We start from the raw sequence: 17,711 nt of genomic DNA, 5'->3' as shown, positions 1-17,711 counted from the left end.
ATTACAGTTTTTTTTTTTTTTTTAATTTCCTTTTGTAATAAAATTTAATTGTAAATTAACTTTGATTTACTTAAGTTTTATATTAAGAAAGAAAATTATTATGAAAAAAATAAAAAAGCCGTTTTATTTACTAACATTAACATCAAGCAGTATTTTGATACCGATTACTATTTCGTGCACAAATCCAAATGAAATTAAAAACCCTGAAACTAAAAAAGAAGAACAACCAAATGATCATGCAAAAGATCCTGCTAAACCATTAAATCCTGCGCCTGCTGATAAAGAAACTGAAAGCCCATTTAAAAAAGAAAAAGAAGAAGCTAAAAAATTGCCTTCAATTGAATCGTTAACCAAAGATGATGCAAGTGTAGATCTTAACCCGCATTTAGATAAAAATAAATTTGAAGAGCCTATTTTCGAAGACGCTACTAAAAAAGAAGAAGAACCAACTGAACCCATCCAAAACGCAAGATGAACCGACGAAGAGATAGGGGCTCGTAAACTAACAGAAGATGATTTAAAAAATCTTGACGTAAATAATATCAATCCACAATTTGATAAATTAAAAACCTTAGATATTGACTTAGATCCTGCGAAAACAGAATTAGAATTAATTAAAGAAGCAGAGGAAGAAAGCAAGAAACTCCCTCCTGTTAACACTTTACCCAAAGATGATTTATCAATCAATCTTAACCCACATTTTAAAGTTGAAGAATTTGAAGAACCAGTCTTAGAAAAAGAACCAGAACCTACTTACGATTCTATCCCGAACGCTACAGGAACCGACGAAGAGATAGGGGCTCGTAGACTAACAGAAGATGATTTAAAAAATCTTGACGTAAATAATATAAATCCAAAAATAAAAGAACCTGAAGGTGTGGATATTGAATTGGATCCTTTAAAAGATAAAGAAGATAGAGACAAAGCTGAAAAAGAAGCGGAGAACCTACCTTTATTAAAAAATCTAGAAAAGGATTCTGAAACTGTTTTAAATCCTCATCTTAATACAAGTAACTTAGATGTTCCTATTATCGAACCAACAGAACCAGTTGTTGAACCTAAAAAAGAAACAAAACCAACAATTATTTATGGCTATCTTGGTGATGTAGTAGATCCCAAAGACGTTAACCCAGAAAGCTTAAATCCTATAACAGAACCAGGTGATAACAATACAGTTGATCTTGAATTAGATGAATAATTTTTAAAATAAAAAAACAAAGTATTACAATGCTTTGTTTTTTTATTCATTAAAAAAGTTTTTGGGGAGATAAAAAACACTCAAACTTGAAGTTCGAGTGTTTTATATATGTTTATTTTTTTTCTTTATGATTTGTGTGAGCATTACATCTTGAACAGTATTTAGTTAATTCAACTTTTTCAGGATGATTCTTTTTATTTTTCTTAGAAATATAGTTTTCCATTTTGCAATTTTGACATGCTAATGTATATCCTTCTCTTGCCATATTTGCTCCTTTATATTTTTATAAGTGTATATGTTTTATATTATATATTAAAAAAACTAATTTTTCAATTATTTTTTATAAGATCACCAACTTTTTTAAAATCAATTATTTAGTCCTTATGATTTTTAAAAAGCTTGGTTTATTTTTTCATAAAAAAAGTATAAAAATAGATTTTTCATAAAAAACAATTTTTTTATTTTTAAATATAGACATTATCACCTTTTAATTTAAAACTTTTTTAAAAATAGAAATATTTTCATAATATTATATATTTAAAGTGTTTTACGAGAATTTTCACAGACAATAAAATTAAATTATTATAGCATTTTAAGATATTTTCAGCAAGAAAAATAGGGTATATTAAAAATTAAAAAAAGTGCTATACTATAGCACGTTATAATTAAAATATATAAAATTATAAAAAATTAAGAAAGGTGTGTTATGAAAACCAAAACACAAAAAGCTATATTTTTAGCTTTATCAGGTGTTGCGTTATTAGCCTCGACAGCTACAGCTACTTGAGTGCTATTAAGACAAAAGCACAAGGTTAATGCTAAAAATTACGAAGAACTTAAAAATAAAATTAAAAATAAAATTAATTTAGTTATTTCGGAAAAAGATAGAAAAGATTTTGAAAACAAGATTAATGATCCAAAATATGGTTCATATTCAAAATCAAATGGACAAGCAATTTCTGATTTATTAAATAATTTAGAAAATAAAATTAATGAAGAAACAAACGAAATTAAAAGCGTTATTAATCAACTCAATTCTTCACCAATTAGAGAAAAGTTTTTAAAGAGATTAGATGAAGCTAAAGATTACGTTGAACGTAAGAAAGTTCATGATGATGCAAAGCTAGCCTTAGCACTTCAAAAAGGTAGAGACATCAATACTGAAAAGGCTGAAGCTAAAAAACTTATAGACAAAATTCAAGATCAAGTTTTAAAAGATAAACTTTTAAAAGAACTTGAAAAAGCTGATGATATTTTATCTGTTGATAAGATCAAAGCTGAAGCTGAAAAAGAATTGTTAAGTCAAGGTGAAAAAGACTTATTAAAAGCGCAAAAAGACGCATTAAAAAACAAAATCGATGCTTCAAAATTATCTGATACAGAAAAGAATAAACTAAAAGAAAAAGTGGATGCAGCTACATCTACTAATTTTGATTCAGTTAATAAAGAAGTTAATGATAAAATCAAATCATCAACAGATAATGCTGATGAGCTTTTAGCATTAGACAAAAAAGAAGTAGAAGATTTAATTTCTAATGTTACTGATTCTTCTAAAAAAGAAGAATTAACTAATAAGTTAAGCAGTACCTCAACTCCTGAAGAAGTTGCAGAACTTAAAAAAGAAGTAGAAGATACTATTAAAAATCAAGCTTTTGTTGATGCTAAAAAAGAAGCGCTTATCGCTAAGATTGATGAATCAAGCAATTTAAGTGCTGCAGGAAAAGAAAGATTAAAAGAACAAGTTAATAAAGTTAATGATTTAGAATCTGCAATAAAGGCTGAAAATGATGTTAATAACGCTATTGCTGAATCAAACATTAGAAATAAAGCCAAAGAAGTCGTAGAGTTATTAAAAGATGGGGAAATAAAGAATAACTTAAAAAATAAACTTGATTCAAGCAACTCAATCGAAGATATTTTAGGGGTTATTGACGCAGCTGAAAAAATTCTTGATGATTCTAGAAAAGAAGCGAAAAAAGTTATTGACTCAATTGAAGACACTAATAAGAAAAATGCTTTAAACGAAGAATTAGCAAAAGCAAAAACACAAGCAGAGATTGAAGCGATTAAAAATGATGCATTAAATTATGCTGCATACGAAAGAGCAGGAAAAGAAGCTCAATCAAAAGATTTAGATAAAAAAGAAGCAGAATCATTAGTTGACCAAATCACTGACCCAGCTAAAAAACAAGAATTAAAAGATCAATTAGCAAATGCTACAACTGAAGAAAAAATCAATGAAATTAAGGAAGCAGCAAGAAATGAAATCAAAGCTCAAGCAGAACTAGCTGCTAACAAAAAAGCTCTTAAAGATAAAATTGATGCTTCTACATTAGATGCTGATAAAAAGAATGAACTAAAAGCAAAAGTTGATGAAGCAACATCAGCTAACTTTGATACAACAAAATCAGAAGTTGATGCAGAATTGAATAAAGATCAAACTCCTGAGAAAATTCTAGAATTAAACAAAAAAGAAGCAGAATCATTAGTTGACCAAATCACTGACCCAGCTAAAAAACAAGATTTAAAAGATCAATTAACAAATGCTACAACTGAAGAAAAAATTAATGAAATTAAAGAAGCAGCAAGAAATGAAATCAAAGCTCAAGCAGAACTAGCTGCTAACAAAAAATCTCTTAAAGATAAAATTGATGCTTCTACATTACCTGAAAACAAAAAAGAAGAATTAAAAACAAAAGTTGATGAAGCAACATCAGCTAACTTTGATGCTACTTCAAAAGAAGTAAATAATGCTATTTTACTTGATGTTTTAGAAGATAAAACTAAAGACACAATCAATAAACTTTCTGACGGACCTCAAAAAGATAAATTAAAAGTTGATTTAAAAAGTGCTTCAGAACCAAGAGAAGTGTTGGAAATCTTAAAAGAAGCAGAAGCTCATTTAGAAGAAGCTAAAAAAGCAGCAGAAGCTGAAATTGAAAAAATTAAAGATCCTGTTAAAAAACAAGAATTAAAATCTGAGTTAGCAAATGCTACAACAGAAGATGAATACAATGCAATCAAAGCAAAGGCTGAAGAAGAAAACGGAACAAGCAACAGAAAGAAAGCAGAAGATGCAGTAGCTAAACTTTCTGGTAATAATCCTTTAAAAGAAAAATTATTAAAAGAACTTGAAGATAAAAATAAATCAGATAACGAGCTAGAATATATTAAAAACCAGGCGAATAAAGCGTTAAATGAATTTAAAAAAGAAGCTCTAGCTTCAGTTGAAAAAACAAAAGGTTCACAAGAATACGAAGGACTATTAGAAAAAGCAAATGCTAAAAATGTGACAGAAGATGAATTGAAAAAAATAAAATCTGATGCTGATTCTATCTTTAACGCTAAAAAAGAAGCGGTAAAAGGTTCAGATGATTTAGCGGCTCTTGAAGAAAGTAACCCTGAAAAAACTAAACTTAATAAAGCTATTGAATCAGCTGGGAATATCCTTGCATTAGAAGTTATTTCTAAAAAAGCAGAGGTTTTAAGAGAAATTGCTAACATTAAGAACCATGACGAAAATAACACTTTAACTTTAGAAGTAAATGCTATTCAAAACGCAACAAATGAACAATCAGAATTAGATGAGAAGAAAAAACAATTAGAAGAAATTAAAGCTAAAGCGGCTTTACAAAAAGCAATTGAAGAAGGTGATCAATATGCTATTGCGAAAGCTAAAGCATCATTATTGCCTTATCCTGGTGGAGTAGATGTACCTGCTATTATAGAAATCCACAATAAAATTGATGAGATCAAAAATGACCCTTCTTTAGATACTGAACTTAAGAAGTTAGCAAAAGTTAAAGAGATAACAGATACATTTGAAACACTAACAAATAAAATTAACGAAGCTAAGACAGAAATCACTAAACTTTCTCCTGAAAAACAAGCTGAAGTTAATGCTAAATTAAACGAATCTAATTTAATTAAAGATGCTAATATAAATACTGATGAAGAATTTACATTACTAAATACAGCAATAAGTGAAGCAAAAGCTGCTGACAAAACAAATGCAAAAGCAGAGATTGATAAATTATCTCACTTAACAGAGGATGAAAAACAAGCTAAGAAAGATGCAATAGACGTCGCAGATGTTGATACATATGACGAAATTAAAGCTATTGTAGATGCTGCTAAATTACTTGATAAGAAAAAAGATCTTGAAGAAAGAGCTAAAAGATTACCATATTTAAATGGTTCAGCTGCTCAAGGGGTTCAAGATGTTATTACAAGAATTAATGCAACTGATACTGAAGAAGCTCCAACAACATTAGAAAAAGCTGGTGAATTTGAAACTAAAATTGGTGAGATTGCTTCTGAATTAATTAAAGCAAAAGAAAAATATGATAGTTTATCTGAAGCTAATCAAACAGAAGAAATCAAAACAAAATTTAATGAAGCAGATACTCCAGAAGAATTTACTGAATTAAACAATATGCTTGATTCAGCTATCGCAAAACAGAATACTGCTAATAAAAAAGAAAATCTTGATAGATTAGTTGAAGCATTAGCTTACCCTAATTCTGATGGTAATGAAGTAACCGGCGCAAATGATGCGCAAGCTATTAATGATATTAAGTCTATTTATGCTGACGGTACAAACGAGAAGATGGATCAAGTTTTAAATGATTTAGATAGAATAAGAGGATCTATAGCTTCTGCTAAGGAGGAATTAAATAAGATTCCAGAAGAATATAAAACAGCATTCAGGGAAACAGAAGGCTCAGACCCAGTTAATTTAATAGAAGAGTTAAGAAAATCAAATGAAGTAGAAGAATTTGCGAATTTAATGCAAAAAATTAATGCCGCTAAAGAAAAATATAAAGAAAAAAGAAAATTAGAAATTGATCAAATCCCTAACTTAACCGAAACAAACAAGAATAAATTCAAAGATTTAATTAACGCAGCAGATAATTATTTAAATGTAGATTCTATTGTTGAGAATGCAAAAATTGAAGCTAATAAAGATCTTTTAAAAACAATAATAATCGTCAGTGATTATGTTGATGAAGGTTCTTCAAGGACTCCAGAAGTAGTTTCCTTAATCGAAAGATCTATTAATTCAATTTCAAACAGTATTGATAATACACCATCTACAGATTTAAATAGAAAAGAAGAAGAATTAAGAAATTTAAAGACAAAATTGAATGAACTTAAAAACTCAATTAATTCTTTAAATGATCAAGAAGCTAAAAATGAATTATTTAAAATATTAGCAACAAAAACTGATGTAGCTGGTGTTGAATCTGTAAAACTTGATATTAAAAAAGAAGAATTAAGAAAAAAAGCTAAAGAATTAGGTTATCCAGGTAAAAATTCAACAAACAATAATATTGTTACCGCAATTTCAGACTTGTTTAGAAGAATTGAAAATGCAGATGATGAAACTAAATTGAATCAACTAACTTCAGATATTGATGCTCTTCCTGACAAAATTGCTAATGCATTGCAAAAAATAGATGAAATTCATAATAATAATAATATTTCAGTCGATGAAGCAAATCGCAGAAAACAAGTCCTTAAAGATGAATTGGATAGAGCGGATACAGAAGAAGAATTTAGATTGTTATTAAGCAACATTGAAAGTGCAAAAACACAATCAGAACAAGAATTCCAAGCTGGTGAGGTTAATAGATTAAAAGAACGTGCTAAGTTATTGCCTTATCCTGCAGGTACTGAATCTGCAGCGGTTAAATCTATAATTTCATCTATTGAAACCGGAACAAATTTACCTGAATGAAATAATAGATTAAATGATATAAATGATAAGGTTTTAGATTTAGTCAATAAAATTAATAAAGTTTCGCCGAATAAACAAAGTGGATTGAATGATGAACTAAACTCTTCTGAAACTATAGAAAAATTAGATAGTTTATCTAGAAAAATAGATGAAATATTAGAAGCTGAAAAAACTGATGTTGCAAATAAAATTAATGCATTAGAAAACTTATCACAAGATAGAAAAACTAGTTTAATTAATGATCTTAATAATAAATCATCTTCTGAAATGCAAAATATTTTAACAAGTGCAAAAAGAGAAGATTTAGAAGCTGCTATTAATGCATTGCCTTACCCTAATCAAAGAGCTGCTGCTAAAACAACTTTAATTAATGAAGCAAGAAGTTTAAATAGTAATGCAGAAATTGAAGAAAAACTAGCTAAAGTGAAAGAGCTCCATTCATCCATCTCAACAACTGTAGCTGCTATTAATGCATTACCTTATCCTGATGGTGCAAATAGTGTAGGAGCAAATAGCTTAAAATCAAGGTTAAATAATTTAACAGAAAAATCAGATATTGATCAATTAGTGTCTGCGGACCTTTCTTCTAAACTTGAAAAATATACTGGTATTTTAAATACAACATTAAATCCATTCCCTTCTGATGCAAAGGAATACGGATTAAAGAGAAGAATTAATGCTTTAGATGGTTCTAATCAACAAGATGAAAATGAATTAATGTGAAATCTTTATGAAACAAAAAGACAATTCACCCTTAATCCTTTAATAGATGCTTTAGATTCATTGAATACCACCGAAAAAACTAATCTAAAAGCAGAAGCGGTAACTATACCTGCAAGTGAAAAAACACAACCAATTGCTGATTTTGATACAAAGATGCGTAAGTTAGATGAAGTTATTCTAAAAGCTCAAAAAGAAAATGCGAAAGCTCACGTTGATACTATTGCTTATCCAGATAATACATCAGCCGCAACAGCTATAAACACTCTAAAGAATATGATTGATCAATCCCCTAATTTAGAAGCTATAAACGCAAGAAGACAAGAAAATGAAAGTCTTAAGAGAAAAATGGCAGAAATTAGACAGGACATACAAACAATTAGGGAGACAACAAGTTTAGATAATATAAGAGCTGCACTTAATAGAGTTGATAGTTTAGATGATTTTACACCTATTGAATTATTAATTAAAAAAGCAAGAGCAATAGATTTTGTGAAACATGAGTTATCACATTTAAACCAAACTCAAAAGAGTGAATTTGTAAGAAGAATAAATGAAGCTAATAGCGAAGATGCAATTAACAGCATTAAAGCTGAAGCAAGCTTACAAAACAAAAAAGAACAAATTAAATCAATTATCGATTCAATTGGATATCCGCACCCTGAAGGAACTGAGGCTTTAAATTCAAAAAATACATTAAAGGCTCAAGTACAAGCACTAACTACTGATGAAGCATTGAGAGAAAAAGAAACTGAAATTACTGCACTTAAGAATTTAATTGAAACTAAGAAAACAGCAATTGATTCATTGCCTTACCCAGATAACAATGCCGAAGCAAAAAATTCTCTTAAAGCCGCATTAGATCGAGCAACTACTGCTTCAAGAGTGAATGAAATTCTACCTGATGATTGAAGTGACAAGGTTGAGAAATATAAAAATACTCTTTATGAACACTTTGGAAGAAATGGTGGTTTAGTTGCAAGATTAAATAAAACTCATCCAACAGATACGACTTCTACAGTAAGTGAACTAAATAATCAAATTCTTTTAACCAAGAAAAATAGAGCTGTTGCTTTAGTTAACAACTTAGAAAATTTAGAAAATAGTGAAAAGTCTAGTTTTAATCAAAGGATTAATGCCATTACAAATACTGGAGAAAACCAACTTCCTGAGAAAAATAAATTAGACGAAATGGATAGTATATACAAGGAAGCTTTAGTTCTTGCTGTTTCAAAATTACCTCAAGGAAACGCTAAAAGATTAGATCTTGAAAGAAGATTAAGAGGTGTTTTAAATGCTCAAGGTCTTGAATCTGTTAAAACTGAATTATTTAATGAATCAAGAAATCTAAAAATTGCAAGAGGAGGACTTGCTGTTAGAGATTACAACAACGGTGCTCAAGACGCTGTTAATAATTTACCAAGCGATAATGAAGTTAGAAGACAATTACAAGATGAACTTAATAATGTAAATACAAGTAATGAAGTTTCTAAATTAAATAACATAAAAGAAAGAGCAGTCTTAGAAAAGAAAAAAGTTGATTTAATTAACCTAGCTAAAAGTATTGCTTTCCCAGGAGGAAATTCAGTACCAGCAGTAGAAACTTTAAAGTCAGAAATTAATAGATTGACAAGTCTACAAGAATTAAGTAACAAAGAGACCAAAATCAATGAGTTAAAGAGTGCTATGACAGGTAAAGGTGCAGCTGTTGACAATTTACCATATAGAAATACAGAAAACGGTCGTCAAGCAAAAGATGCTATTAAAAGACTTTTAAACTCTGCAACTACAGTCGCAGAAGTTAATAGAGTTTTACCTTCAACATGACATAATGATTTATCAGCTTACAAAAACATAATCGAAAGTAATTTTGGGCGTACTCATGGATTACTAGATAGATTAGATCAAACAAGACCAGATAGAACTGATGATTTTTCAATAAGCAATTTAGAAAATCAAGTTCTATTAACAAAGAAATCTGATAAGAAATCAGAAATAGATAGAATGTCACATTTAACAGATGCTCAAAGAAATAGTCTTAAAGCAGAAGTTGATGCAGTACAAAATACTGACCCAAGACTTCCTAATAATGCTAATTTAGCAAAAATTGATGCTATAGCAGCAAAAGCAAATGCAATGAATTTAGCTAGAGAAAAAGTTAACTCTTTACCAGCAAATAATGATGTTAAAAATAGATTGCTAAATCGTTTAAACTCAACAACTTTAGCTCAATCAGAATATGAATCAATTAAAAGAGAAGCTGAAACTGAATATAGAAGAATATTAGATGTAGCTAAAAACGAAGCTAGAACCGAAGTAGATAAATTATCAAGTTCTAACTCTTCAAAATCTTCTTTAACATCAAGGTTGAATTCTGCAACAACTCTTGAAGAAGTTAACAGAATTAAAGAAGAAGCAATTGCCGCTAAAGCAAGAGATCTTACAAACGAAAGAAACGAAGCTATTAGAGAAATAAACAAGATAGCAAATGGAACTTTCGATAAAGGAAGATTAACTAATGAAGCCAATGCAGCAACTAGTGCAACAGAACTTAATAGTATTAAAGAAGAAGCAAAAATAGCTAATAGAAAAAATAGTCTAAAAAATGAATTTAATAATTTAATAAAAAGAGATTTAGAAAGCCGTGGAGGGATTAAAGAAAAACACGTTGGAGGTGGTACAGGAGAAGAGTTTATTTACACAATAGAGAACTTACCTAATTTACTTGAAAGAGCTAAAACAAGTTCAGAATTAGATAAGGCCGAAACTTATATAAATAAACAAAAAACAGCCGAGTTAAATGATTTAACTAAACAGAAGTTTGTTCCTTATGATGCAGAGGGTAGAAATAATGAATTAAGAAGTATTTTAAAATCTGAATTATATGATGATTTATGAAAATCAAGAGCTTATAAAGAAAGTGATTCAAGAATTTCTGATCATACAAGAGTGGAAAATCTTATAGAAAATGCGAGAACACAGCAAGATTATAGAAGAGCTAAAGAAGCATTACAAAGTTACTTGGATACATACTGGGATAAAACTTATGTAGATAGATCTTGAGAAAATCCTATAAAAAATAGAATTCAAAGTAAGTCACAAGAAGAACCATTCGAAAAAGCTAATAATGGTAGAGGATTTAACAGTACAATCCCACAAAATGCTATTGATATTGCAAAACAAAATGTTACTAATGCACAAGATAGAGATGGTGGATTACGTGCTGAAAGAGACTTCTTAAAAGGAACATACTTCACAATAAGAAGACAAGCTCAATTAGATTGATTCTATGTTGGTCTTGTAAGAGACAATATTTTAAATGGGGCAGATAGAAATTCTGCATACTCTCAACAAGTGGAAGCAAACTTATCAGATTTCCTTAGAGCACCGACGATTGAATCTAAAAAGAATGTTGCTGACTCACTGATTAGAATTACAGGAAATAATGCATTCGTTCGTAATGAGCTAAACGGTCTATTCCAAACCGATATAATTAACTGATGAGTTAGAAATATAGCAGATAGTGATATGAACCCTGATGATAAATACAAATGAATTAATGAAATTGCTTTAATAACTGATAGAGCAAATGCTTTAAACATTATTAGAAATAAATTTATTGCCGCTGGATTCCAAAGAGTTCTCACAATGAATAACCCTAATCCACATCCTACATATCACTTCCCTAGAGAATTCATTACAAGCGATTGACCTAACAACTAATTATTATTAAAAAATCAGCTTTTGCTGGTTTTTTTGTTAATTACATCTAAATGCAAATATTTCCATATATGTTATAATATATAATGAATAGGAGTTTAAAAATGAATATTAAAAAAGTTATAAAATTTATAGCTAGTGCAGCTATATCTAGCGGACTTGTTGCTTTTATTAGTACAAATGAAGCAACTAGTTCAGCAGAAACTACAAGCAGAGTTAATCATAAAGAGTATAAAATATATCCAACAGTACATTCTATTGAATATTTGAACAAAAGATTTATTATTACACCTTCTATAAATTTAGTATTGGAACACGGCATTGATGAAGCTACTGTGGCAAGATTTGAAGAAACATTAAAATTGAAAAATATTTCTTATCAAAAATCAAGAAGAATAGTAAAAGACAAAACTAATATTTTGATTGGTTTAAAGAATAACAAAGATACTTTTGTAGATGACTATGTATCAAGCAATTCTATTACTTTTTCAGATGGAATTTTTAACAAAACTGATAGTTATGTTTTAAATTCTCAAAGTAATGTTATTACCTTATATGCTTCTGAAAGTGATGCAAGTTTTTATGGGGTTACTTCATTGTGACATATTTTTAATCAATTAAATGGAACTGAAATAGAAGAGTTTAAAATAGAAGATTATGCTGATATTAAAACAAGAGGTGTAATTGAAGGATACTATGGGAACCCATGAACAACAGATGATAGACTAAGTTACATGAAGTGAGGTAGTTATTACAAATTAAATGGTTACTTTTATGCACCAAAAGATGACCCGAAACATATCGATAAGTGAAGAGAACTTTACACCGATGAAGAACTCAAAAATAAAATTAAACCTTTAGCTATTGAAGGTAATAAAACTAAAGTTCGTTATATTTACACACTACACCCATTTAAATCAAACAGATTAGAACAAAATACATACGATACTGATCTTCAAGCATTGAAAGCAAAGTTTATGCAAGTTATCAAAGTCGGAGTTAGGCAAATTGGTATTTTAGCGGACGATTTCACAAAACCAAATCAAGATTTACAACTAAAATTATTACAAGATATGGTTGCTTGATTAAAGGAACTTAAAAATAATGAATATCCAGATATGAAGGTAACTTTACCATACGTTGTTCACGAGTATGCAGGACAAGGAGAATCGCATTTTAGAAACTTCCCTGAAGAAGTACAAATAGTAATGACAGGAGGAAAAATATGGGGAGAAGTTTCAGAAACCTTTACTAATAATTTTACAAACAACACTGGACGTGGGCCATTGCTATGAATTAATTGACCATGTTCTGATAATTCAAAAAACCATTTAATAATGGGCGGTTATAAAGAGTTTTTACATAAGAATGTTGACCCTGAAAAAGTGCAAGGGATAATATTTAACCCAATGCAACAAAATGAACCATCTAAAGTAGCTATTTTTGGTGGTGCAGAATATTCATGAAACATTTGAAAAACAGATGAACACATTAATAATGTTTATAATGATTCATTTAAATATGTGGCTAATAATTCTTTAATTGAAAATGATGAATCACGTGCATTACGTGAATTGTCAAAACATATGATTAATCAGCATATGGATAACAGAGTTGTTGCTCTTCAAGAATCAGTAGAATTAGCTCCAAAATTAACAACTTTATTAAATAAACTAAATGATTTAAGTTATACCGAAGATGAGTTAAATACTTTAAGAACTGAGTTTTTAGAGCTTCATAACCATGCTAAAACACTTAAAGAAACATCCGTAAATAGAAGATTATTCGACCAAATGAATCCATGAATTAATTCAGCGCATCAATTATTTGAGGGGTTAGTTAAAGCTATTGATGCGTTAAAAGAATTAAAATCAAATAACGTTTCTGATTTTAGTGATTATTTAGCAGATGCTAAAGAATTAATTTCTCAAGCTAGAACTTCAAATGGTTTTTTATACTTAAATCATATAGAATATGCAGAAGTAGGTGTGCAACACATTCAACCATTTGCATCTAAAATCCTTAAATTTATGTCTGATAAACAATCTGAAACTTTAAATCCAGATGGAGTTGAATTAGTAACAACAATTACATCAAACTTAGGCAATTCAACTGGTGCACCTGCAGAAAATGCATTGGATCCATTGAATACTTCTGATGTTATATATAAAAGAAGTAATAACAAGATTCAAACAAATGATTACATTCAAGCAGACTTTAATAAGCCAATTAATTTAAAAGATATATTTATTCAAATGGCTGGTGGTACAGATCACTTTTACAATGCAAGATTTGAGTACAAACTAGAAGGTTCTGCCGATTGACAACAAGTGCAAGGTTCATCCGAAATATCCAAGCCTAGAAATGATGTTTCGCCTTATGAAGTTTCATCTTTAAATATTGAAAATGTTGTTGCTATTAGATTGATTTCAACATCTACAACAAATAATAACAATGATAATGGTTGATTAAGATTAAAGAATTTTCTTGTAAATAAAGGAGAAATAAATATTGTTCCAACTTACTATTCTGGAGCAACAATAAGCAATGATGATACAACTTTAGTTAATGCAGGTCAATCACAGAGTAATATTTTGGACAATAATCATTCATCAGAATGATGATTAAAAACAGGGCAGGGGAAAGATTTCATTGATCAAGAATCGACATTAGCAATTAAATATGATGAAGAAAAAGTTATAACTAAAGTTTTAATCGAGCAAGGAAGTAGCCGTTCTAATGATGTTTTAAGAAATGCTGAAGTTCAATATTGAGATAAGAGTTCATCTACTTGAAAGAAATTTGGTTCAGCCAACATTGATAACTCTCTTAAACAAATTATTTCTGGATATGCTGTAACTAATAAATTAAGAATTGTCAATAAACAAAAAGTACAAGTATGATGAAGGCTAGGTACGTTTAAAGCTGGCGGGCCACAAAATGGTCTTATATTACCTAATTCTATTCGTGGACATAATATTAACATAGCTACAAATGCCGCTATAAATGATAGAGCTAGAAATAACAGACTCAGATACATATTAGATGGTGATGACAATTCATTAGCTTGAATGTCAAGAAATAATGGTCAAAATATTCAAAACGGTGATGGTATAGATGTGCTTTTTGGGATACCTAAAGAAATTAGTTCTATTAGGATATTACAAGATACAGGTGACAAAATGTCGCACCTTAAAGTACAAAAATTGTTTAATGGTGAAGTTACAGATTTAGGCGAGTTATCATTTGATGGTGGAGAAACCGAAAAAATATTTAAAGTCCCATCAAATGCTGGTGTAATGACCGGAATTCGCATTATTTCAAACAGAAATACAACTACATGATGAAAATTAAAATCTGTCGATATTACAGATAGAGAAACACCTAGTTCTAAATACTTACACACAACTATTCAAGAAAATTCTCATCTTTTAACACTAAAAGATGAAGATACATTTAAGCTTTGAACAAAAGATAAAGAAACAGAAACTACAAACTACGAAATTCCTGCAAACGGTTATTTAGGTATTGATCTTAAAGATTTATATAAAATAAAATCTGTTGAAGCATCATTTACTGAAACAGAAAACATTAAGTTAAAAGCTTCTATTTCAGGTTATACATGAATTGATCTTGATCCATCTAATTTACCAGAAAAAAGAAACTTTAGATATATAATGCTTCAAAATACTTCTGAACAACCTATTTCTGTTCCATTTAACAAATTAACTGTGATAACTGAACCTAAAGCAATTTTTGGTAGATTAGTAACTTCTAATATTCCTACTAACTCATCATGAGGAGATACAAGGTATAATGGTAATGCTTTTGATACTGACCTTAGATCTCAAACAAAATTTGGTGGTAACCCTTCGGCAAATAATTATGCTATTTATGACTTAGGGACAGAAGTGGATTTACATTCTCTAAGAATTTATACTTCTGATAATACAGTTGATTTTCCTAGAAATATAGATGTTCAAATAAGTAATGCTCAAGATGGTGAATATGAAACTGTATTTAGTATCAACGATGCAGGATCTGAAACATTTAATGGAACATTGCAAGCTTCTGGATATGGTCAAGTTGATTCAAATTACCCAAATATCAAATATTGAGGCAATGACAATATAGCAAACAAAAAAGCTAGATATATTAAACTACTTATTAAAAATAATTACCCAACAAGAGCACTTATTATTAATGAAATTGTAGTTAATAGAGGAGAATATATTTCCTTAGAAACAGATCCTAGATTTGATGGGGAGAATTTTGTTGAAATCGATGCTAAGTCAAGACCAGAGAATATGTTAGATAACAATTTTGATACTTCATATAAACCAGCTAAAAGCAACGGAAATGTAACACTAAATGTTGATCCAGAAGAATTTGTTGGAAAAAACCTTAGAGTAATTTCTGAAGGTGAATCAGGAATCAACACAACAATAAAGGCTATCGTATATGATACAACTACATCCACTCAAAAAGAAGTTTCTTTAGGTGTTTTATCTAACTCAGTAACTTCATTCAATTTACCTAAAGAAGAAGGCATGAAAATAGTTGGATTTAATTTTTCATGAACAGATAAAAAACCGATTATTACCGAAGTTTTAGGTTATGTAGAAAAAAATAATGTTCAAGTAAATAAAGAAGAACTAAGAGTTCTTTCTTCAACAGTACCAACTGGTTTTGAAAATTGAATTCAGTTATCAAAAGATAAATTTAATAAAGAGAAAGCGACTGCAGATAGTGTATTAGATTCTGCAAGCGTCACACAAGAAACAGTTGATAACGCTAAAAGAGCATTGCAAAGAGCTATTAACGAAGCTCAAGTTAAAGCAGATAAAAGAGAACTTGAAGAAATTGTTTCATCAGCTTTAAATAATGAAGATAAATCATATACAGATAGTTCATTCTTCGAATATAATAAAGCTCTTGGCGCAATTAAACACGAGCTAACTCAAACAGAAAATTTAACACAAAACAAACTAGATGAACTTAAAAGAAATGTTGAAAACGCAAGAAGTGCTTTAGAATATTCAAAATTAAATCAGCAAATTGCAGAATTAAATGTTGCTAAATTTGAAAAACTAATTAAAAATAATTACACAGAGCAAAGTTATTTAACATTGCAACAAAAAGTTAATGAAATTAAGCAAAAGCTTTCTGATAATTCAATAAGCCCAACTCAATATGCGGATTTAAATAAAGAGTTCAATAAATTATTCGATCAGTTAGAAAAAACTGAGTTAGGTGCTTTAATCAATGAATACAATTCATTTAAAGAAACTAAATCATATCCTTTTATAGATAATTATGGATTTAACTGAAATAATTTATCTCAACCATTGAGTGAAAAAATATTAGAACTAGATAAAATTATTGAAGCAGAGAATGTTACAGAAGTTCAAGTTAGAACTATTCTAAATCAATTACAAGAAACTACTTTTAAAGCAATTAGTGATAGAGATGAAAAAATAAATTCATTAAAAACATTAGTTGAGAACACTAGAGATAATGAGGACAAACTTTTTACTGAGGAAACATTCGAAGTATACGCTTCTATAGTTAATGAAATTAAAAGTGTAATTAATTTAGATGATGTTTCCCCAGAGCAAATCGATTTATTAACATCTAAATTCAATGAGGCAAAAGAAGGTCTTAAGTTTGATGAAACAAAACTTAATGAAGCAAAAAGAAAAGCAAAAAATAGTCTAAATTCATTAGATGATAAAAAAGACTTTGCTGAAAAAATAGAGAATGCAACAACTGTAGCAGATGTTTCAAATATTATTGATTTAATACAAAATGAAATCATCAAACAAGAAGCATCTAGAAAAATTGAGAACTTTAAAAATAAATTAAATAATCTTGTGTCACGTGTTAAAAATAGTGAAGCAAAAAATGTTTTAAGCAATTTAATTGCAAGTATTGATAACGAAAAAGATTATGAAGATCTCAATGAAAGAATCCTTAACGAAATCAAAAATGAACTAGTACAAGAAATAGAAAAAGAACTACTTAAAGTAAAGAATGAAAGAAAAGTTTCTTTATTTAAGAAGAATCTTAAGGACGCTAATAGTATTTCAGATCTTGAATTCTTATTAGAAAAAATCAAACAAGAAAATGCAAAACCAATCGAAACTCCTAAAAATAAAAATAATGATAATAAAAAAGTTTCAAAATTAGGATTAATTATGGGAGCTTCAATAAGTTCTATCTTAATTATTTCAGGTATTGTTTATACATTTATTTTCAAAAGAAATAAAAAGTAAAAAAAGAACAAAAAAACGTATACAGCCAAAAAATGGTGAGATACGTTTTTTTATTTTA

Annotated in this window: 4 protein-coding genes; 3 read left to right on the top strand and 1 reads right to left on the bottom strand. The window is 28.9% G+C overall.

The window, feature by feature from the left end:
• The first annotated feature begins 100 nt into the window (after positions 1–100).
• On the top strand, positions 101–1,198 hold the full coding sequence (locus AXW82_RS03150; RefSeq protein ID WP_004795224.1) for a hypothetical protein: 1,098 nt from the start codon (positions 101–103) through the stop codon (positions 1,196–1,198).
• A 112-nt stretch (positions 1,199–1,310) separates the two neighbouring features.
• On the opposite strand, the gene rpmG is transcribed toward AXW82_RS03150, so the two are convergent.
• Entirely contained in the window at positions 1,311–1,463 is a 153-nt protein-coding gene (gene rpmG / locus AXW82_RS03145) for a 50S ribosomal protein L33 (protein ID WP_004795228.1), read from the bottom strand.
• Positions 1,464–1,904: 441 nt separating this feature from the next.
• Here rpmG and AXW82_RS03140 point away from each other — a divergent pair, with 441 nt between their 5' ends.
• Together AXW82_RS03140 and AXW82_RS03135 are read left to right on the top strand one after the other, a co-directional pair.
• The gene (locus AXW82_RS03140; protein ID WP_004795231.1) at positions 1,905–11,381 is read left to right on the top strand and encodes a GA module-containing protein; all 9,477 of its coding nucleotides are present in this window, start codon (positions 1,905–1,907) and stop codon (positions 11,379–11,381) included.
• Positions 11,382–11,482: 101 nt separating this feature from the next.
• Positions 11,483–17,653: a beta-N-acetylglucosaminidase domain-containing protein gene (locus tag AXW82_RS03135; RefSeq protein WP_004795232.1), complete on the top strand. Its 6,171-nt coding sequence runs from the start codon at positions 11,483–11,485 to the stop codon at positions 17,651–17,653.
• Positions 17,654–17,711: the final 58 nt, after the last annotated feature.

This window comes from Mycoplasmopsis canis PG 14 (assembly GCF_001553195.1).
Lineage (GTDB): Bacteria > Bacillota_I > Bacilli_A > Mycoplasmatales > Metamycoplasmataceae > Mycoplasmopsis > Mycoplasmopsis canis.
Note: the sequence above shows the minus strand (reverse complement) of the source record. Positions and strands in the feature narration are given on the sequence as shown.